The 19,482-nt window shown below is 55.2% G+C and carries 17 protein-coding genes; 13 read left to right on the top strand and 4 right to left on the bottom strand.

Going from position 1 to position 19,482, the window contains the following annotated elements:
- Window positions 1-18 precede the first annotated feature (18 nt).
- The 9 genes from recJ (at window position 19) to AB1S56_RS16350 (ending at window position 11,669) form a co-directional block, all read left to right on the top strand.
- The gene (gene recJ, locus AB1S56_RS16390; RefSeq protein WP_340869501.1) at window positions 19-2,034 is read left to right on the top strand and encodes a single-stranded-DNA-specific exonuclease RecJ; all 2,016 of its coding nucleotides are present in this window, start codon (window positions 19-21) and stop codon (window positions 2,032-2,034) included.
- 39 nt (window positions 2,035-2,073) lie between these two features.
- Entirely contained in the window at window positions 2,074-2,604 is a 531-nt protein-coding gene (locus AB1S56_RS16385; RefSeq protein ID WP_340869502.1) for an adenine phosphoribosyltransferase, read from the top strand.
- A 222-nt stretch (window positions 2,605-2,826) separates the two neighbouring features.
- Window positions 2,827-5,004 (top strand): bifunctional (p)ppGpp synthetase/guanosine-3',5'-bis(diphosphate) 3'-pyrophosphohydrolase, encoded by a 2,178-nt coding sequence (locus AB1S56_RS16380; protein WP_340869504.1) that lies wholly within the window; start codon window positions 2,827-2,829, stop codon window positions 5,002-5,004.
- Between the two features lie 45 nt (window positions 5,005-5,049).
- Window positions 5,050-5,493, top strand: coding sequence for a D-aminoacyl-tRNA deacylase (dtd, locus tag AB1S56_RS16375; protein WP_340869506.1), 444 nt, complete (start codon window positions 5,050-5,052; stop codon window positions 5,491-5,493).
- An 87-nt stretch (window positions 5,494-5,580) separates the two neighbouring features.
- A complete protein-coding gene (locus tag AB1S56_RS16370) occupies window positions 5,581-5,748 on the top strand; it encodes a hypothetical protein (RefSeq protein WP_340869507.1) in 168 nt (55 codons plus the stop codon).
- A gap of 581 nt (window positions 5,749-6,329) precedes the next feature.
- Window positions 6,330-7,574, top strand: coding sequence for a histidine--tRNA ligase (gene hisS, locus AB1S56_RS16365; RefSeq protein ID WP_340869508.1), 1,245 nt, complete (start codon window positions 6,330-6,332; stop codon window positions 7,572-7,574).
- A 65-nt stretch (window positions 7,575-7,639) separates the two neighbouring features.
- Window positions 7,640-9,451 carry an aspartate--tRNA ligase gene (gene aspS / locus AB1S56_RS16360; protein WP_340869587.1) on the top strand — a complete coding sequence of 604 codons (1,812 nt, stop codon included), beginning with the start codon at window positions 7,640-7,642 and terminating at the stop codon, window positions 9,449-9,451.
- A 21-nt stretch (window positions 9,452-9,472) separates the two neighbouring features.
- Window positions 9,473-10,228: a tRNA threonylcarbamoyladenosine dehydratase gene (locus tag AB1S56_RS16355; RefSeq protein ID WP_340869509.1), complete on the top strand. Its 756-nt coding sequence runs from the start codon at window positions 9,473-9,475 to the stop codon at window positions 10,226-10,228.
- A gap of 136 nt (window positions 10,229-10,364) precedes the next feature.
- Window positions 10,365-11,669, top strand: coding sequence for a replication-associated recombination protein A (locus tag AB1S56_RS16350; protein WP_340869510.1), 1,305 nt, complete (start codon window positions 10,365-10,367; stop codon window positions 11,667-11,669).
- Window positions 11,670-11,747: 78 nt separating this feature from the next.
- On the opposite strand, the gene AB1S56_RS16345 is transcribed toward AB1S56_RS16350, so the two are convergent.
- Genes AB1S56_RS16345 through AB1S56_RS16335 form a run of 3 tightly spaced genes read right to left on the bottom strand, consistent with a single transcriptional unit; the run spans window position 11,748 to window position 14,462 of the window.
- A complete protein-coding gene (locus AB1S56_RS16345) occupies window positions 11,748-12,740 on the bottom strand; it encodes an acryloyl-CoA reductase (RefSeq protein ID WP_340869511.1) in 993 nt (330 codons plus the stop codon).
- 55 nt (window positions 12,741-12,795) lie between these two features.
- On the bottom strand, window positions 12,796-13,881 hold the full coding sequence (locus AB1S56_RS16340) for a CopD family protein (protein WP_340869512.1): 1,086 nt from the start codon (window positions 13,879-13,881) through the stop codon (window positions 12,796-12,798).
- On the bottom strand, window positions 13,878-14,462 hold the full coding sequence (locus AB1S56_RS16335) for a copper resistance protein CopC (protein ID WP_340869514.1): 585 nt from the start codon (window positions 14,460-14,462) through the stop codon (window positions 13,878-13,880). The genes AB1S56_RS16340 and AB1S56_RS16335 overlap by 4 nt, the downstream gene beginning before the upstream one ends.
- A 181-nt stretch (window positions 14,463-14,643) precedes the next feature.
- On the opposite strand from AB1S56_RS16335, the gene AB1S56_RS16330 reads away from it, so the two are divergent.
- The gene (locus AB1S56_RS16330) at window positions 14,644-16,008 is read left to right on the top strand and encodes a hemolysin family protein (RefSeq protein WP_340869515.1); all 1,365 of its coding nucleotides are present in this window, start codon (window positions 14,644-14,646) and stop codon (window positions 16,006-16,008) included.
- A gap of 27 nt (window positions 16,009-16,035) precedes the next feature.
- On the opposite strand, the gene mnmA is transcribed toward AB1S56_RS16330, so the two are convergent.
- Window positions 16,036-17,157: a tRNA 2-thiouridine(34) synthase MnmA gene (gene mnmA, locus AB1S56_RS16325; RefSeq protein ID WP_340869517.1), complete on the bottom strand. Its 1,122-nt coding sequence runs from the start codon at window positions 17,155-17,157 to the stop codon at window positions 16,036-16,038.
- A 156-nt stretch (window positions 17,158-17,313) separates the two neighbouring features.
- Between mnmA and AB1S56_RS16320 the strand changes: the two genes are divergently transcribed.
- From AB1S56_RS16320 to AB1S56_RS16310, 3 genes are read left to right on the top strand one after another with little or no spacing between them, the layout of a single operon-like run.
- On the top strand, window positions 17,314-17,733 hold the full coding sequence (locus AB1S56_RS16320) for an Rrf2 family transcriptional regulator (RefSeq protein ID WP_340869518.1): 420 nt from the start codon (window positions 17,314-17,316) through the stop codon (window positions 17,731-17,733).
- Between the two features lie 24 nt (window positions 17,734-17,757).
- Window positions 17,758-18,912 carry a cysteine desulfurase family protein gene (locus AB1S56_RS16315; RefSeq protein ID WP_340869520.1) on the top strand — a complete coding sequence of 385 codons (1,155 nt, stop codon included), beginning with the start codon at window positions 17,758-17,760 and terminating at the stop codon, window positions 18,910-18,912.
- Window positions 18,913-18,926: 14 nt separating this feature from the next.
- A complete protein-coding gene (locus AB1S56_RS16310) occupies window positions 18,927-19,463 on the top strand; it encodes a PRC-barrel domain-containing protein (RefSeq protein ID WP_340869522.1) in 537 nt (178 codons plus the stop codon).
- Window positions 19,464-19,482 lie beyond the last annotated feature (19 nt).

Raw genomic sequence — 19,482 nt, 5'->3', positions numbered from 1 at the left:
GGAAGGAGAGATAGCCTGATGATTCATAGGAAGACACGCTGGACTCTAGCGGAGTGGAAAGAGTCGGAGGAAGGAGCAGCCCAGCTTCTAAGCGAGAGGCTGAGCCTTCCTCCTCTTGTTGCCCGGCTGCTTGTGCAGCGCGGGTATGGAGACGAGGCCAGCGCCCGCAACTTTCTTTACGGTGACGCGAGCTTGCTGCACGACCCCTATTTGCTGAGCGGCATGACCGCCGCCGTTCAGCGTATTCGGGAAGCGGCTGACAGGGGCGAGAAAATCCGAATATACGGCGATTACGACGCGGATGGGGTATCCAGCACGTCGCTGCTCATTCATGTATTCCGAGGCATGGGACTTTCATTCGATTATTATATCCCTCATCGCGCCTTGGAGGGTTATGGGTTGAACAAAGCCGCAATTGCATTGGCGCAAAGCGAAGGCGTAAAGCTCATCGTAACCGTGGACACCGGCATTAGCGCTTACGAGGAGATTGCGTACGCCTCGGAGCTGGGCATTGATGTCGTAGTAACGGACCATCACGAGCCCCCGGAGCGTCTCCCGGAAGCAGTTGCCATCGTAAACCCGAAGCAGGAGCACTGTCCTTATCCATTCAAAGGCCTTGCAGGCGTCGGAGTTGCCTTCAAGCTGGCTACGGCTCTGCTTGACCGCCCGCCTCTGGAGTATGCCGACATTGTAAGTCTGGGCACCATTGCCGACTTGATGCCGCTGCTGGATGAGAATCGGATTCTCGTGCGCTATGGGCTTGAGAAGCTTCGCAAGGAAGCGGGAACCGGCTTTCGCGCGCTTGCGGAGGCGTCCGGCATTGAGCTGGAAGGGATCGTGTCGACATCCATTGCCTTCGGCATGGGACCCCGCATTAACGCGGCCGGACGACTGGACCATGCGAAGAAGGCAGTTGCTCTCCTGACGACAAATGATTACGATGAAGCGATATTATCGGCGATACAATTGGATACGCTAAACAAGGAGCGTCAGCGGATTGTCGATGCGATTGTGAAGGAAGCCGAGGAGCAATGGCAACAAAAGCTCCACAGGGCCGAACAAGGGGGCGTGAAGCCGCCCTCCGTCATCGTTCTTGGCAGCGAGGGCTGGAATGTCGGAGTCATCGGCATAGTAGCGTCCAAGCTGCTGGAGCGGCACTATCGTCCTGTGGTCATATTAGGCATAGATAGCGAAACCGGGATGTGCAAGGGCTCGGCCCGGTCCATCGAAGGTTATGACCTGCATGCCGCTTTAACGGAATGCGAAGAGCTGCTGGACCATTACGGAGGACATCAAGCCGCGGCGGGAATGACGCTGCACCGGAAGCAGCTGGAGCAGCTGGAGCTGCGTCTGTCCAAGCTGGCCGAGGATTGGCTTGAAGACGAGGATTGGATTCCGAAGTCGCAGGTGGATATCGTTTGCGGTCTGGAGGACGCCACGCTGGAGACGATCTCGCAGCTCGCGCTGCTGGAGCCGTTCGGCGTGGCAAACCCGTCGCCCAGAATGATGCTGTCCGGGGTTGAGGTTGCCGACCGAAGAGCGATTGGCAAGGAGTCGAAGCATCTGAAGCTGTCGCTTGGCAGCGGCCGGCGGCTGCTGGATGGCATAGGCTTCGGCATGGGCGACAAGCTGGCTGCGATGCCTGCAGGCTGCCGGATTGAATGTATAGGCGAGCTGTCTATTAATGAATGGAACAATCAGCGCAAGCCGCAGCTTCAGCTTCATGACTTGCATTATGAGCCTCCACGGATGGCTGAATTCCCGAGCCGGGAGCAGTTCGGCCAGGTGTATCAGCTGCTCCGCAGAATGGGCCAGACGCAGGAGCGAGGCCTAGCCTCGCGCATTGCGGAGGGAATTGGCTTGACGGCGGATGCCGTTCAGCTTATGCTTGACGTATTCGAGGAGCTTCGCTTTATTCGCAGGGTGGGCGGAGTCTATGTGCCGGAGGCGTCGCCTGTCCGGCGAGAGCTTGCCAGCTCGGAGCGCTACCGCGAAGCGAAGGAGCGGCATGAGAGTCGTCACGCACTCGCATAAACTCATTAAATTGTCCATTTTAGAAAGGGTTGACCATAAATGTCGAAGTCATCATACAATTTCAAGGATTATATTCGCGTTATTCCGGATTTCCCGCAGCCGGGCATCCGCTTCAAGGATATTACAACGCTGCTGAAGGACGGTCCCGCTTATCGTGCGGTGATCGACGAGATGAAGGCGGCTGTCCAGCATATGGAGATTGATGTGGTAGCAGGGCCCGAAGCCCGCGGCTTCGTTGTTGGCGCTCCGCTGGCCCTTGCGCTGGGCGTGGGCTTTGCTCCGATTCGCAAGAGCGGCAAGCTGCCAGGCGAGACGATTACAGCCAGCTATGACCTGGAGTACGGCAAGGACCAGCTCGCTATGCACAAGGATGCCATCGCACCGGGGCAGCGCGTGCTCATCGCGGATGATTTGCTCGCCACCGGCGGCACAATCGCTACGTCGATGAACCTGATTCGCCAGCTTGGCGGCGAGGTTGTGGGCGCCGCGTTCCTGATCGAGCTTGCTTACTTAAGCGGTCGTGAGAAGCTCGACGGCGTTGATGTTTTTTCGCTTATGACTTATGAATAATAGGGAATAAATGATATGCCGCTCTAGGGTCGCGGTCTACCTTGTAGACGAACGACAGGGCGGCTTCTTTTTTTGAGCGCATCCATAGACGATTTCTATTGCCGGAAGTTGACGTAATGACGCAGTTAAAGGCATAATATGATAAAACCTCGATCATTCTCGGGGATGATTATTCGAGAAATAATATGGCGTTATACGCGTACGCTTGGAAAGGGACGTTTCATGGGCATAGAGCAGTTACTTGAGAAGGCATCCGTCTATATGAAAGAGCAGGAGCTCATCCACATCAGAGAAGCCTATGATTTCGCAGAGCAAGCCCATCACGGACAAGTTCGGAAATCGGGAGAGCCGTATATTCTGCATCCCGTAACCGTTGCCGATATATTGGTTAATATGGGTATGGACGTGATGTCGATTATTGCGGCTCTGCTTCACGATGTAGTGGAGGATACGACCGTCGATCTGGAGACAGTTCGCGCGAAATTCGGGGAAACCTGCGCCATGCTGGTGGACGGACTGACCAAGCTCGAGAAGATTAAGTTTCAATCCAAGGAGGAGCAGCAGAACGAGAATTATCGCAAAATGTTCGTCGCTATGGCGCAGGACATACGGGTCATTCTTATTAAGCTTGCCGACCGCCTTCACAATATGCGTACGTTGAAGTTTCAATCGGAGGAGTCCCAGCGCCGGATCGCTTACGAGACGCTGGAAATCTTCTGCCCGATCGCGCATCGGCTTGGCATATCCGCCATCAAGTGGGAGATGGAGGATATCGCTCTACGCTATCTGAATCCCCAGCAGTATTATCGCATCGCCAATCTGATGAAGAAGAAGCGGGCGGAGCGGGAGCAGTTCATTGACGATGTCATCTCCCGCATTCGGGAGAAGCTTGAGGAGATGGGCATAGAGGGCGACATCTCTGGCCGACCGAAGCATCTCTACAGCATTTATAAGAAAATGACCACGCGGAACAAGCAGTTCAACGAAATTTATGATCTGCTCGCCATCCGCATTATTGTAGACAATATTAAGGATTGCTACGCGACGCTTGGCATCATTCATACGTTATGGAAGCCGATGCCGGGCCGCTTTAAGGACTATATCGCCATGCCGAAGGCGAATATGTACCAATCGCTTCACACGACGGTGATTGGACCTAATGGCGAGCCGACGGAGGTGCAGATCCGCACGTGGGAGATGCACCGCACCTCGGAATACGGGATTGCTGCGCATTGGGCGTACAAGGAAGGCATGGTTGTGCCGGACGGCACCTTCGAAGACAAGATGTCGTGGTTCAGGGAAATTTTGGAGCTTCAGCATGAGACGCGCGACGCTGCGGAGTTTATGGAATCGCTCAAAATGGACTTTTTTGCCGACCTGGTATTTGTCTTCACCCCTAGCGGCGAGGTCATCGAGCTGCCAGCCGGCTCCGTTCCGCTCGATTTCGCTTACCGGATTCATACGGAGGTTGGCAATCGGACAATCGGCGCCAAGGTGAATGGGCGGATCGTTCCGCTTGATCATAAGCTCAAGACCGGCGACATTGTGGAAATATTGACGTCGAAGCATTCTTACGGCCCCAGCCAGGATTGGGTCAAGATTGCGCAGTCTTCCCATGCCCGAAGCAAAATCCGCCAATGGTTCAAGAAGGAGAAGCGTGAGGAGAACGTTGCCAAAGGGCGCGAGCTGCTTGAGCGTGAGCTGAAGCGACTTGGTCTGGAGCCGTCCGCTTGGATGAGCGACGATAAGCTGCAGGAGGCGGCCTCCAAATTCACGTTCAACGATATTGAGGACATGATGTCCGCTATCGGCTTTGGAGGCATCACGGCTGCGCAGATTTGCACAAAGCTGACGGAGAAGCTGCGCAAGGAAGCGGAAGAAGCGAGCCAAATCGAGCTAACGGCCGAGAAGAAGGAAATTAAATCAGCGACCAAGAAGAGCAGGCCGAATCACGGCGTGAAGGTGAAGGGCGTAGACAATCTGCTGGTTCGTTACGCTCGCTGCTGCAATCCCGTGCCTGGCGATTCCATTGTCGGTTATATTACACGCGGCAGAGGGGTCTCCGTGCATCGGATGGACTGCCTCAATATTCCCTTCGGAGCAGACGGGGAGGAAGCAGAGCGCGTCATCGAGGTGGAGTGGGAGGATTCCGTCGAAGCGAACTACAGCGTCGATATCGAGATTACCGGCCATGACCGCAGAGGGCTGCTGAATGAGGTGCTCCAGGCGGTATCGGAGAGCAAGACGAACATCTCCGCGGTAACGGGCCGCTCCGTCAAAAACAAGATGGCGCTGATCCATATGACAGTGCTAATCCGCAATATTGATCATCTGTCTTCCGTTGTGGAGAGGATCAAGCGGGTGCAGGATATTTATTCCGTTCAGCGCATTATGCAATAGAGACGGGGCAGCTGGAACAGGAAACGGTTAAAGGAGCAGTCAGAATTGAAGGTAGTGGCGCAGAGAAGCAAGGCGGCCCGTGTTACGGTGGACGGCAATGTGACGGGCGAGATCCCATTCGGTCTCGTCCTGCTCGTCGGCATGACGCATGAGGATACGGAAGCGGATGTCAGATGGATGGCGGACAAGGTGGCCGGACTTCGTATTTTTGAGGATGAATGGGGCAAAATGAACCATTCCGTAACCGAGGTGGGCGGAGCGATCTTGTCGGTATCCCAATTCACGCTGTACGGCGATTGCCGCAAGGGAAGACGTCCGAACTTTATGGCGGCGGCGAGACCCGAGCAGGCTGAGGCGCTGTACGTAGCGTTTAACGCAGCTCTCCGAGAGCATGGCCTGCGCGTGGAGACGGGACGGTTCGGAGCGATGATGGACGTTGAGCTGATCAATGACGGGCCTGTAACGTTAATTTTGGAGAGCGGCGCTTAAAGATGGGCATGAAGGCCAACACTAGGGATAACAGCCGGGGAGCAGAGCTGCTCGCCGGCCGAAATCTCGGTTGGAGGAATGCGAACCATGCGTCAAGCAAGGAAGGAACAAGGAATGGAACGAGCTTCGAGAATATTACTGAATCCCGATCGCAGGGAGGCGAGGATGCTCACGGAGCTGGGCACGGATATGGAGGCGGCCGAGGAATGGGAGGGGCGGCACCCTTCAGGGGATCGGATGGGCTCCAATCGGTAAAAGCGCTTCCGAATTTGTAACATAGCTGTAATCAATCCCTAACGTTCTATTAACATGTTAGGCCTATAATAAATCTCGACCCCCTTTTTTAAAATATATTTTACTTTGGACCTGCACATTGGTGCAGGTTTTTTTCTATCCTTATACGGGCAGCTTAAGTCTGCATGTGTATTCATCTTGTCTTGACTTTCAGCCCTGTGCCAAGTAAAATGACTATGATTAACTTTCATATGGATTCGATGACGGGACAAAGTAATTCCGAACGGGATACGCAGAGAGGGATGCCAATGGCTGCAAGCATCCTTATAACGGCGGAATGAAGAACCTCCCCGAGAACGGTTGGCGAAACGGCCTTCCTCTTGCAAGCGTCTAGACGCTCCGCAGGAAGGGCAGGGAGTAGCCCATCAGCGGCTGGCGGACGTTACCCGCCATGAAGCGAGCGCTTGTGTGACAGCGTTCGGAATGTGGGTGGTACCACGGGAGATCAGGCACTCTCGTCCCTTCGGCTATGGATAGCTGAACGGACGGGAGTTTTTTTGATGCTGTATGAGATTGAGATGAGGGTGTCAGGAGGCAGAGCGATGAAATTTCAGAAGTCGCCGGGTACGCAGGACATTCTGCCCGGTATTGTAGAGAGATGGCAATACGTGGAGAGCAAGGCCCGCGATATATGCAGCCGATTTAATTTCAGGGAGATTCGTACTCCCCTATTCGAGGCTACTGAATTGTTCCAGCGCGGCGTTGGTGAAACAACGGATATTGTGGAGAAGGAAATGTATACGTTCATCGATCGCGGCGAACGCAGCCTGACGCTTCGTCCGGAAGGCACGGCGGGAGTCGTCCGCTCCTACGTCGAGAATAAGCTGTTCGGGGAGCCGGATGTCAGCAAGCTGTATTACATCGGCCCTATGTTTCGCTATGAGCGCGCGCAGGCGGGACGCTACCGCCAATTCCATCAGTTCGGCGTAGAAGCAATTGGTTCAGTTGATCCTGCGCTGGACGCGGAGGTTATTGCGCTGGGCTACACCTTCTATACGGAGGTTGGCCTCAAGGGCGTTCGGGTAGAGATTAATTCCGTCGGTACGCCGGCTGTACGCGCGGCGTTCCGCGAGGCGCTGCTGGCATTCCTGGAGCCGAAGCGGGAGCTGCTGTGCAAGGACTGCCAATCTCGCATGGATCGCAATCCGCTTCGCGTGCTTGATTGCAAGACGGATCAGGCGCATTTCGAGGGGGCGCCATCTATTCTGGACAGTCTGGACGAGGAGTGTGAAGCTCACTTCTCCAAGGTGAAGCAAAGCTTGACGGATATGGGCATCCCATTCGAAGTCAATCCAAGGCTGGTGCGCGGGCTCGATTATTACACCCATACGGCATTCGAATACAAGGCGGAAGGCATTGGCGCCATTGATACTGTCGGCGGCGGCGGCCGCTACAACGGCCTTGTGTCGGACATAGGGGGACCGGAGCAGCCAGGAGTTGGCCTCGGTCTCGGGCTGGAGCGAACGATCCTGCTGTTGGAGCATCAGAAGACGGAGCTCCCAAGCCTGCATGAGATCGACGTATATATCGTTGCTTTAGGCGACGCGGCGGACCGGGAGGCCACCAGGCTGGTGTACGAGCTGCGTAAGCAAGGGGTAAGAGCGGAGCGCGACTATCAGGGCCGCAAGATGAAGGCGCAGCTGAAGTCGGCAGATCGGCTTGGCGCCAGATTCACAGCCATTCTGGGCGACGATGAGCTTGCGCGGGGCGAAATTGCCTTGAAGGACATGGCTCAGGGCGAGCAGCGCATGGTGCCCATCGCAAGCCTTGCAGGAGAGCTGAAGTAAGCTTTGGGGCTTTGAACTCTATTTCTATACTATAGACACGAAATGAGGAGAACAGACAAATGACGATGCAAAAAACGCATAACTGCGGAACATTGACAAAAGCTGAAGTAGGACAGACCGTTACGCTTAACGGATGGGTGCAGCGCAGGCGCGACCTGGGCGGCGTACTCTTCATCGACCTGCGCGATCGTACCGGTATCGTGCAAATCGTATTCAACCCGGACTTCTCCGGCGATGCTCTGGCGATCGCAGACCGCGCCCGCAGCGAATATGTGCTGGCGGTAACAGGCAAGGTGGTTGAGCGCGATCCCGAAACGTACAACGCAAACCTGGCAACTGGCGAAATCGAAATTCGCGTGACGGAGATCGAGGTGATGAACGCGGCCAAGACGCCTCCGTTCCCGATCGAGGACGGCGTAGAGGTTGACGAGTCGCTTCGTCTGAAATACCGTTATCTGGACCTTCGTCGTCCGGAAATGTACAAAACGCTGCTGCTTCGCTCCAAATCGGCGAAGATCTTCCGCGATTTCCTCGACGACAACGGCTTCCTGGAGGTAGAGACGCCGATTCTAACCAAAAGCACGCCGGAGGGCGCGCGCGACTATCTCGTGCCAAGCCGCGTTCACGAAGGCGAATTCTACGCGCTGCCGCAATCTCCGCAAATTTTCAAGCAGCTGCTGATGGTGGGCGGCGTTGAACGTTATTACCAGATCGCTCGCTGCTTCCGCGATGAGGATCTTCGCGCTGATCGTCAGCCTGAGTTCACACAGATCGACATCGAGACTTCGTTCCTGACGCAGGATCAACTGCTTGGCTTGATGGAACAGCTGACGGCTAGACTGCTTCGCGAGACGTCAGGCGTGGAGCTGGAGCTGCCGTTCCAGCGTATCACTTACGCGGATGCCATGAACAAATACGGCTCCGACAAGCCGGACCTGCGCTTCGGACTCGAGATCGAAGATATTACCGACATCGTATCGTCCAGCGACGTGAAGGTATTCGCAAGCGTTGCCGCGAGCGGCGGCGTGGTCAAGGCGCTCAACGCCAAGGGCTGCGCAAGCTGGAGCCGCAAGGAGCTTGACGACCTGCAGCCGTTCGCGGCGCGCTACGGCGGCAAAGGCCTTGCTTGGATTACGGTGAAGGACGGCGAATGGCGCGGTCCAATCGTGAAGTTCCTGAAGCCGGAGGAAATCGAAGCGTTGACGGCTCGTCTCGGCGTTGAAGAGGGCGACCTGCTGACCTTCTCCGCTGACAAGCCGAAGGTTGTAGCTGACGTGCTGGGCAACCTGCGACTGAAGCTTGGCCGCGACTTGAACTTGATCGACGAGTCCAAGTTCAAATTCGCATGGGTTGTTGACTTCCCGCTGGTAGAGTGGGACGAGGAAGCAAAGCGTTATGTTGCTCTGCATCATCCGTTCACGCGTCCGAATGACGATGACCTGCACTTCTTCGACACGGATCCAGGCCAAATCCGCGCGCAAGCCTACGATTTGGTATTGAACGGCTATGAAGTGGGCGGCGGCTCGATGCGGATCTACAAGCGCGATGTCCAAATGCAAATGTTCAAGGCGCTTGGCTTCTCGCCTGAGGAAGCGCAGGAGCGGTTCGGCTTCCTGCTGGACGCCTTCGAATTCGGTACGCCTCCGCATGGCGGCATTGCGTTCGGCTTCGACCGGCTCGTCATGCTGCTGGCTGGCCGCACGAACCTGAGGGAGACTATCGCATTCCCGAAAACGGCAAATGCGACCGACCTGCTCTGCGACGCGCCTTCAGAGGTCGAGCTGTCGCAGCTGGAGCAGCTGCATATTCGCACGGTGCTGAAGCCAAAGCCGGTACCGGCAGGCGCGGCGCCAGCTGGCGCCGAAAGCAAAGAATAATCGAAAAGGAGGCGGCATGCCATGCTGCACCAATTCTCACGCACGGAGCTTGCGATCGGGCCCGAAGGGCTGGAGCGGATGAAAGGGAGCACGGTCGCCGTGCTCGGCATCGGCGGCGTAGGCTCCATCGCGGCGGAGGCGCTGGCTAGGACCGGCGTTGGACGCATCATTCTGATCGACAAGGACGTTGTAGACATTACGAATATTAACCGTCAGATCCATGCGCTGACGACGACGGTAGGCCAGCCCAAGGCGGATCTCATGCGAGACCGGATCAAGCTGATCAATCCGGAATGCGATGTGATCTCGCTGCGGATGTTCTATACGGAAGAGACGTATGAGCAGCTCTTCGCATATCCGCTGGATTATGTCGTAGACGCGTCCGACACGATCATTTATAAGGTCCATCTCATTAAACAATGCCTGGAGCGCGGTATTCCTGTTATCTCCAGCATGGGAGCCGCCAACAAGATGGACCCGTCCAGGTTCCGGGTTGCGGATATTTCCAAGACGCACACGGATCCCATTGCGCGCGTCGTGCGTACGAAGCTTCGCAAGGATGGCATCAAGAAGGGCGTCAAGGTCGTCTTCTCCGACGAGGAGCCGATGAAGCCGCGCGAGGACGTCACACAGCGTATCGTGCCGGAGAATGCGCCGGAAATTCGCAAGGCGCAGCAGCCGCCCTCCAGCAACGCGTTTGTTCCGCCAGTCGCGGGGCTGATCATGGTCAGCGTCGTGGTGAAGGATTTGCTGGAATCCGGCGGCGTTAAGCTGTAATAAAGGTATGCGCAACGAGCCGCAGAGGACGATGTCTTCTGCGGCTTGTTGCTGCTTGCGTATGAGACATTCTGGCGAACGTCTGTGCTTGTGTGCTATCATGAAGGCATCCCATCATAAAGGATTGAATCACGGCATGGACTTATTTAGCTACGAGGAAGCGGAGGCGCCGCGCGCCCGCCTGCTGGCGGATCGTATGAGGCCGCAGACGCTGGATGAATATATTGGCCAGGAGCATATTGTAGGGAAGGGCAAGCTGCTGAGGCGAGCGATTGAGGCGGATCAGGTATCGTCGATTTTGCTGTACGGTCCTCCCGGCTGCGGCAAGACTACTCTTGCTCATATTATATCGCTAAGAACGGAAGGCGACTTCGTCAAGCTGAACGCAGTGGATGCGTCCGTGAAGGACGTGCGGGAGGTTATTGATCGGGCCCGGACGAACAAGACGCTGTACGGCAAAAAAACGATCCTGTTCCTGGACGAGGTGCATCGCTTCAATACGTCCCGGCAAGACGCGCTGCTGCCCGCTGTGGAGCAGGGGATCATTATTTTTATCGGGGCCACTACCGAAAATCCGTTCCATCATGTGAATGGAGCCCTGTTATCGAGATCGACCTTGTTCCAGCTGGAAGCGCTGGAGGAGAAGCATTCGCTGGAAGCGATGCGACGGGCTATTACGGATGCCGGACGTGGTCTGGGCTTTATGAAGCTGCAAGTGGAGGAAGAGGCGCTGGCCCATATCGCGGCGATGTCTGGCGGAGATATACGACGGTCCCTTAATGCGCTGGAGCTGGCAGCGGTAACTACGCCCTCGGAGCCGGACGGGAGTGTTCGCATTACGCTTGAGGTGGCCCAGGAGTCCGTGCGCAAGCCGTCCATCCGAGCGGATCTCTCGACGCAATATGATGTGCTGTCCGCCTTCCACAAGAGTGTGCGAGGCTCCAGCGACGCTGCATTGTTCTGGTTCCTGTACGCTGTCGAGAGGCTGGGTATGGACCCTATGACCTTCTTGCGCAGACTTATTGTTGCTTGCAGCGAGGATATTGGACTGGCCAACCCTCAGGCGATGGTCCAAGCCGTTACCGCTATGGACGCCTACCACAAAATCGGCTGGCCAGAGGCCAAATATAATATTTCCCAGGCTATATTATTCGCTGTGGAGAGTCCCAAATCAAATGCTACGGCAGTCGCCATTGGCCAAGCGATGGCAGCCATCGACCGCAGCGGGAACCTGGAGGTTCCGCTTCATCTGCGGGATACTCACTACAAGGGGGCCGCACAGCTGGGGCATGAGGGCTACAAATATCCCCACGATTACCCCAACCATTATGTGAAGCAGCAGTATTTGCCGGAATCGCTTGCCCATGCCGTGTTTTATAAGGCGACGGAGCAGGGGATGGAGGACAAAATTAAACAAAACCAGCAGCGCCGGACCAGGTAAGAGCTATTGTTCATCTACGTATCGGCATGATAGAAGCCCCGAGCTCCTTCATGATGGAAGGGGCTCGGGGCTTCTATGTCATGAAAGGTCCACAATAGTCCTTCCTTTTGCTTTTCCTTGCAGGATGTCGGATAACGCTTTGGGCAGCTCTTGCAATGTAATTATATTTTGAATGTCTTCTAATCCATCCGGCTTCAGGTCGGTCGCCATCCGGTTCCACAGCTTAATTCTTAAATCTCTAGCACAATAAGCGGAATCGATTCCCAGCAGATTGACGCCTCTAAGAATAAACGGGTATACGGTGGTAGGCACTTCTGCACCCCCGGTTAGTCCGCTGACAGCAACGGAGCCTCCATACTTCATATTGCTTAATATTGCAGCTAATGTCTTGCCGCCCACGGGGTCCACAGCGCCTGCCCAGCGCTGCTTCCCGATAGATCGTATGGTTTCAGGCGCAACCTCCTCACGCGAGACGACTTCGCTCGCCCCGAGCTTCCTCAAGTAATCATATTCCGACGCTTTGCCTGTACTAGCGGTTACGACATAATTTCGTTTGGCCAGCATGGAGACAGCCATACTTCCTACGCCGCCAGACGCTCCTGTCACGACAATGGGGCCTTGATCCGGTGCGACTCCGTTTTTCTCCAATTGATGAATGGACAATGCGGCTGTTAATCCAGCAGTGCCCAAGACCATGGCCTCTTGCAGGGTCAAGCCATCAGGCAACGGGATTACCCAGTCACCGGGTACTCTGGCATACTGGCTGAATCCCCCGTAATGAGCGACGCCTAGCTCATAGCTTGTCACAATGACCGGATCCCCCGCTTTATAGCGGGCATCATTGGATGCCATCACGATTCCCGCAAGGTCAATGCCCGGGATAAAAGGGTAGCTGGATACCACGTTTCCGTTCGGGATACTGGCTAATCCATCCTTATAATTAACGCTTGAGTAATGCACCTTGATCGTGACATCCCCATCGGGCAGTTCGTTAAGCGATAACGATTGGATTTGGACTGAAAACTCATCCCCCGACTTGTTCACAACAAGAGCTTTAAATTCGTTTGGCATACCTAACATCTCCCTCTTCTGAATTTGCTTATTCGTTACACCATACTTGGAATTTTTAAGCAATCATAAACATGAGGCCCATATAAGCGAACACCGTTACAAGCAGCCCCAGCAGCCAAGCGATCCAAGGCCGATCCAGACGGTACGACCAGACGGCGCCTGCAGCGACCAGCGCAGCTGCCGCAAGCATAAGCACGCTCTCTGTCTGAAGGGTTGCACGAAGCGCGAGATCCGGGCTGAACGCGCCCTTGTACAACCAAGTGAAGAACGAAGACGGCGAGGTGGTCTGCAGCGTTTCTTTTACCGTATGCGGAGGTGCCTGCTGTCCCATAAACGCGGTAGCCGCTAGCACGAGCAAGGCGAAGGAGCCTTCGACACGCAGCCACTTCAATGGATTGAAATCTGGATTTTTGATCGCAACAGCCTTATACAGAAATCCATTCGTATAGGCAAAAAGCAGCAGCGGCACAATGAGCAGATGCTTGATCAGCAGCGCCTGGCCGTATGGCAGCATCCACGAATTTACATACTGGGGCGTTGTCATCGACATCAGCGTCAAGCCGGCCAGAAGCGTCACCACAACACATACAATAGCTAATGGCGAAAACCAGCGTAGAAAGGCCGGCCAGTTGTCCCCGCTGCGGCCAAACCAGCCAGCTGCAAACAGGATGCCGATCCACACGGTAAATGCCAGAAAATGCGCGCTATGCACGACGAGCCCTTTGATGGAGCTCAAGGAGGAAGCGTGGCTGGCGTATCCCAGCCATATCACAAGAAGCATCGTGACAAATAACGCCACCTTGGGCATATGCTTATCACTGCGGAACGCCCGAACGCCCAGAAGCACCAATAACCCGGCGGAGCCCAGCGCGGTCCAGATCCATGCCTTGCCGGCGTTAACATCAAGCAGGATGCTCCTTAGCATCTCGATATAGGTTAGTTCGAATTCATCCGCGTATAGACTAGCCAGCTGATGAATCGGCATGAAGGACAATACAGGTATCGCAGCTGCGCATGCGATCAGCAAGCCGCCCGGCACGTGTATAGGCGGTCTGCTGCGCTCCGGCACAAGCCGGAGCAGCAGCGAGCCAGTAAGGATGGCGAAGCAAACATAGAGCAGGGCTTCGCTGATGTAGGTCATGGCTTGCGTCTCCGGAACATCAGCACGAGTACAGTCGCCACCACGATGATTCCTCCCAGCGCCGCTGCCGGGGAGGATGCCAGGCTTTGGAGCGGATCCTCCTTCTCCGCATCCTCGTCCTGTTCAACCGAAGCGGTCGGCTCGGGAGAAACGGCTGCCGGTGCTTGGGCTGAAGGCGTCGAGGCTGGCGATTCCACCGGGGAAGGAGACGGTGCTGGCGCTTGTGCCGGCGCGTCAACAGTAAACGAATATTCCCCTTCGACCGCATGTCCGTCAGCACCGATAATCGTCCACTTCACGGTGTACAAGCCATTGGTGAGGGGTGAAGGGATCGAGCCGGTCATCTTATCATTGCTGACGACAGAGTCTCCTGTCTCCAGCTGCTCGCCCCCTTCGTTATACAGCTTGAAGCTGCTTATTTTCTCAATTCGCGTATCAAATACCATGTCAATGCTTGCTGGCGATACATCAATGGTGGAATCAACGGCCGGGATTGCGCTTGTGAGCTTGGAGTGGGCCATGGCTGTGGATGGAAGCAGCAGCATCAGCGCTGCAGCCAAAATCATAATAAATCGTTTCATATGGGTTATGCCTCCAATGGATATAGTGATGCCTGCATTATAACAAATAATTGAAAGCAGCCGCTCCGCCAACTGGGAACGTTTCATGACAATCGCCTGCAATCGACTTGATCCTGCATAACGGGTAAGCTCTCGCGAATATAATGGTTCTAATAACCCATGGGAGGCGTTGGGTGAACTTATGCCGATCGGCTTATCGCTAGCATGTATTGCGCTTCTTGTCGGATTGAACGGATTTTTTGTAGCGGCCCAGCATGCGCTGTCTATGGCAAGAATACATCGGCTGGAGCAATTGGCGAAGGCCGGTGGCACGAAGGCCAGGCGGGCAACCATTATTTTGGACCGGCTGAACCTCTATATGACGTTATGCCAGCTGGGCATAACCGCGGCGTCCATTGGCCTCGGCTGGATTGGAGCCCTTATGTCTGCACGCCAGCTGACGCCATGGCTGTCCTCTGCAGGGAGACTGCCTGCCGGGCTCTCCGCATGGCTCGCCTTCTTGCTCGTCTTTGCCTTTATCGTCCTTCTTCATTTGTTCCTCGGCGAGCTGGTGCCAAGATCGGTAGCCAGACGCAGGGCGGAGCGTACCGCCATTGCAGCCGCAAAGCCCCTTCAACTGCTGTATACGCTGACGTTGCCCATTGTATGGTTGGTTGACCGAGTGGCTGCCCGGCTGCTGCGGCTGCTTGGAATATGGCCTGCCACAGCCCAGGAGGCCGCCCATACGGAGGAGGATCTGAGGGACCTGCTGAAGGAAAGCCATAGGACCGGCCATATTAATCAGACGGAGCTGACGCTGGTTGATAACATTTTTGAGTTCTCGGACACAACCGCCAAAGAAATTATGATCCCGCGCACCGAGATGATCTGCCTGCACGCCGGTCTGTCGTTGCAGGACAACAAAACGATAGCGATCGAATATATGCGGACGAGGTACCCTGTATGTGAGCCCGACAAGGACAACATCATCGGATTTGTCCATATCAAGGATTTGCTCAAGGCTTCGGCCCGTACGGCGGAAAGCATCGTCGAGCTAACTCGCCCCGTCACCTCGGTTCCAGACTCCATTCCGATCAGCACGCTGCTGAAGCTTATGCAGAAAAAAAAGTCGCAGCTTGCCATACTTATAGATGAATACGGTGGAACCTCCGGCCTTGTTACGCTGGAGGACATCATGGAGGAGATTGTCGGCGACATCAAGGATGAATTTGATCCCGATATCGCGTCTATCGTGAGGAACGAGGATGATTCCTATTCCATCAACGGACTTATGCTGATTGAAGAGGTGAACGGTTTTTTTGGCATAGCGATAGATACCGACGACTACGATACGATTGGCGGGTGGATCTATTCCCGGATTGAATTCCCTCCAGCCATCGGGCAATCCGTTTATTATGACGGGGAATATGAATTTCATATTGAGGAGATGCAGCATCTTCGTATTACCCGCATAAGGATTGTGCGCTCGATCCCAGAGGAAGGTCGGAGGGAGGGTGTACACAAGCATGAAAAAGGGCTCGACGGAAGAGTGACACTCTCCGATTGAGCCCTTCTCTGCTGCTTGCTGCCAGCGTTACAATGCGGCTTCGGCTGGCACTTTGTTGACAACATCAATTGTGCCGCCGCCAAGGCAGACGTCGCCATCGTAGAATACGACGGCTTGTCCCGGCGTTACGGCCTTCTGAGGCTGATCGAACACAACAAGAGCCCCGCCGTCATCGTTCATCGTAACCGTCACACCTTGATCCGGCTGACGGTAACGGAATTTGGCGGTGCATTTGACCGTTCCTGGCACGGGCACGATCCAGTTCAGGCCAGTCGCTACCAGGCTTTCCGAATAGAGGCTTGGATGGCCTTCGCCCTGCACGACATACAGAATGTTCCGCTCCAGATCCTTGTCCGCCACAAACCACGGTTCGCCGGAGCCTGTTCCGGAGCCGCCGATGCCAAGCCCCTGGCGCTGCCCAAGCGTATAATACATCAGGCCGTCGTGGCGGCCTTTCTTCTCCCCAGTTCGAATATCGACCATATCGCCTGGACGAGCGGGCAAATAGCCGCTTAGAAACTCCTTGAAGTTGCGTTCGCCGATAAAGCATACGCCCGTGCTGTCCTTCTTCTTGGCGGTATGAAGACCGGCTTGCTCCGCGATGCGGCGAACCTCAGGCTTCGGCAGATGGCCGATCGGGAACATTGCTTTGGCTAGCTGCTCCCCATTAAGCGCGCTGAGGAAATACGTCTGATCCTTGCCACCGTCCACGCCTCGCAGCAGCTTGGTGGTTCCGCTCTCATCCCGTTCGACTCTCGCGTAATGGCCGGTTGCCAGGAAATCGGCGTCAAGCTCCAGCGCTTTGTTCAGGAAGTCGCCAAACTTAATTTCACGGTTGCACATCACATCCGGATTCGGCGTGCGGCCGCGTTTGTATTCGTCGAGGAAATAAGTAAATACTTTATCGAAATATTGCTTCTCGAAATTGACGGTATAATAAGGGATGCCGATTTGATCGCAGACGCGGCGCACATCCTCGGAATCCTCTTCCGCGGTGCAGTGCCCGAACTCATCGGTATCGTCCCAGTTCTTCATAAATATGCCGATCACGTCATAGCCTTGCTGCTTCAGCAGCAGCGCGGTGACGGAAGAATCGACGCCGCCCGACATTCCGACGACGACTCTCGTTTCGGAGATCGGTTTGCTCATCCCAATCATCTTCCCTTCCATTTGAAACTGAACTCATTGTACCATACGCGCAAAACTTTTTCATGAAGATGTCAACCTTTTTGCACACGGTCAGCGGCGTATATGTTAACATATAAGGATGTTGGGAATACAGTGATTTATAAGTGAGGTGCCCTCTTGAAAATTTCGACGAAAGGCCGCTACGGCCTTACGATTATGATGGAGCTAGCTGTCAAATTCGGAGACGGTCCGATTTCATTAAAAAGCATTGCCGAGCGAAACCAATTATCCGAGCATTACTTGGAGCAGCTAGTCGCGCCGCTGCGCAACGCAGGGCTTGTGAAGAGCATACGCGGTGCTTACGGCGGTTACATATTGTCCAAAAACCCTGCGGAAATTACATCGGGAGACATCATTCGCATATTGGAAGGCCCGATCTCGCCGGTTGATTTCACGGAGGAGGACGATCCGGCCAAGCGCAATCTGTGGCTGCGCATTCGCGACAGCATCGCTGAGGTGCTGGACTCCACGACGCTGGAGAACTTGATTACCTACAAGGAAGAGGAAACCAAGGACAGCTATATGTTCTATATTTAAGATGTGAGATGAGAGATGATGGCGATGAATTATTACTTTGACCATGCAGCAACAACCCCCATGCATCCGGAGGTCGTTCGCACGATGGTCGAGCTGATGCAGGGGCCCGGCGGCAACGGCTCCAGCATGCACGCGCTTGGCCGCTCCGCCAAGGGCCATATCAGCCGCTCCCGCGATGGGATTGCAGAGGCAATTGGCTGCAAGCCGGGCGAGCTCCTCTTCACATCAGGCGGCACAGAGAGTGACAATGCCGCATTGATCGGAGCTGCCAGGGCGCAGCGTCTGAGGGGCAGGAACCATATCGTGACTTCGGCTGCGGAGCATCATGCCGTCCTGCACACCTGCCAGTGGCTGGCCGAGCAGGAGGGCTTCGAGCTGACCGTGCTTCCTGTAGATGAACAAGGCCTCGTGCACCCCGAAGGGGTGCTCGAGGTCCTTCGCCCCCAGACTGCAGTCGTCAGCATTATGCACGGCAACAATGAAGTCGGAACGATTCAGCCCATTGAAGCTATAGGAGAGCTTGTACAAGCAAGCGGAGCCGTCTTTCATGTCGATGCCGTACAGACGCTGGGAGCGATGTCGTACAAGCTGTCCCAGCTTCCGGTGAATCTGATGAGCTTCTCCGCTCATAAGATCAATGGGCCCCAAGGTGTTGGCGCCTTGTATATCTCCTCCGGGACGCCCTTCGAGCCTCTGCTGCACGGCGGCTCACAGGAGCGCAAGCGCCGCGCCGGCACGGAAAATGTCGCCGGAATCGCCGGTTTCGCCAAAGCTGTTGACATTTGTGTGAACGAACGAAAAAAAAGGCAACTTTTTATGGACGAGCTTCGTACAACATGGATAGATCGGCTGAAGGAGCTGATTTCCGACGATGGCGTGATCTTGAACGGCAACAGCGAGAACACGTTGCCGCATATCGTGAATCTCAGCTTTATCGGCATTCATACGGAGACCATGCTTATGAAGCTTGATATGGCGGGGATCGCAGCGGCGAGCGGCTCGGCGTGCACCTCGGGCTCGCTTGAGAAATCGCATGTGCTGCGGGCGATGGGCTTGTCGAAGGCTCGCCTGAACTCCGCTGTAAGATTTAGCTTTGGTTTGGGGAATACTTTGGAAGAGCTTGAGAGCGCTGCTCCCATCGTGGCCGGTATTGTGAATCGGCTTCGGGACAAAGGTTAGGAGGCTTCTTCCAGGTGGTAAAACTGCAACAGCTAATTGGGCTGCCTATTATCGTCATCCATTCCGGAAAACGGGTCGGCACAGTCAAGGATGCCTGGTTCGATGAGCATTGGAAGCTCCAGGGCCTGATCGTCGAGTTCGCCAAATGGTTTGCTGCCCGGACAAGGGTGGTGTCCTGGAACGAGGTGTTAAGCTGCGGCGAGGATGCCGTGTTGATCTCGGGAGAGGATGCCGTAGTCGCCATGAACCGAAGGAAAGTAAGGCGAGCATTCTACACCGGTATCGTCAGGCTGAAGGAAATGCCGGTCGTTACGGTAACTGGCGAGCAATTAGGTTTGTTGTCGGATGTTTATTTTTACCCATTACAGGGTACACAGATAGTAGGCTATGAGCTTACTGACGGATTTGTTTCGGATCTGATGGAAGGGCGTAAATGGCTGAAGGCGCCGAGTGATCCGGATTTGGTATTGCTCGGGGAAGACGCGATTATCGTTCCTGCTGTCAGTGAAGCGGAATTGGAGCCTGTCGCTGCTTCCAATTTCAGAGGATAGGGAGAATGGATGATATGAG

The organism is Paenibacillus sp. PL2-23, from assembly GCF_040834005.1.
Classification (GTDB): Bacteria; Bacillota; Bacilli; order Paenibacillales; family Paenibacillaceae; genus Pristimantibacillus.
This window is presented reverse-complemented; position numbering and strand designations above follow the sequence as displayed.

What these genes read in the sequence shown, in the direction of transcription:
- recJ (WP_340869501.1), top strand. Translation starts at nt 19, where the DNA reads ATGATTCATAGGAAGACACGCTGGACTCTAGCGGAGTGGAAAGAGTCG.
- AB1S56_RS16385 (WP_340869502.1), top strand. Translation starts at nt 2,074, where the DNA reads ATGTCGAAGTCATCATACAATTTCAAGGATTATATTCGCGTTATTCCG.
- AB1S56_RS16380 (WP_340869504.1), top strand. Translation starts at nt 2,827, where the DNA reads ATGGGCATAGAGCAGTTACTTGAGAAGGCATCCGTCTATATGAAAGAG.
- AB1S56_RS16370 (WP_340869507.1), top strand. Translation starts at nt 5,581, where the DNA reads ATGCGTCAAGCAAGGAAGGAACAAGGAATGGAACGAGCTTCGAGAATA.
- hisS (WP_340869508.1), top strand. Translation starts at nt 6,330, where the DNA reads ATGAAATTTCAGAAGTCGCCGGGTACGCAGGACATTCTGCCCGGTATT.
- aspS (WP_340869587.1), top strand. Translation starts at nt 7,640, where the DNA reads ATGCAAAAAACGCATAACTGCGGAACATTGACAAAAGCTGAAGTAGGA.
- AB1S56_RS16355 (WP_340869509.1), top strand. Translation starts at nt 9,473, where the DNA reads ATGCTGCACCAATTCTCACGCACGGAGCTTGCGATCGGGCCCGAAGGG.
- AB1S56_RS16350 (WP_340869510.1), top strand. Translation starts at nt 10,365, where the DNA reads ATGGACTTATTTAGCTACGAGGAAGCGGAGGCGCCGCGCGCCCGCCTG.
- AB1S56_RS16345 (WP_340869511.1), bottom strand. Translation starts at nt 12,740, where the DNA reads ATGCCAAACGAATTTAAAGCTCTTGTTGTGAACAAGTCGGGGGATGAG.
- AB1S56_RS16340 (WP_340869512.1), bottom strand. Translation starts at nt 13,881, where the DNA reads ATGACCTACATCAGCGAAGCCCTGCTCTATGTTTGCTTCGCCATCCTT.
- AB1S56_RS16335 (WP_340869514.1), bottom strand. Translation starts at nt 14,462, where the DNA reads ATGAAACGATTTATTATGATTTTGGCTGCAGCGCTGATGCTGCTGCTT.
- AB1S56_RS16330 (WP_340869515.1), top strand. Translation starts at nt 14,644, where the DNA reads ATGCCGATCGGCTTATCGCTAGCATGTATTGCGCTTCTTGTCGGATTG.
- mnmA (WP_340869517.1), bottom strand. Translation starts at nt 17,157, where the DNA reads ATGAGCAAACCGATCTCCGAAACGAGAGTCGTCGTCGGAATGTCGGGC.
- AB1S56_RS16315 (WP_340869520.1), top strand. Translation starts at nt 17,758, where the DNA reads ATGAATTATTACTTTGACCATGCAGCAACAACCCCCATGCATCCGGAG.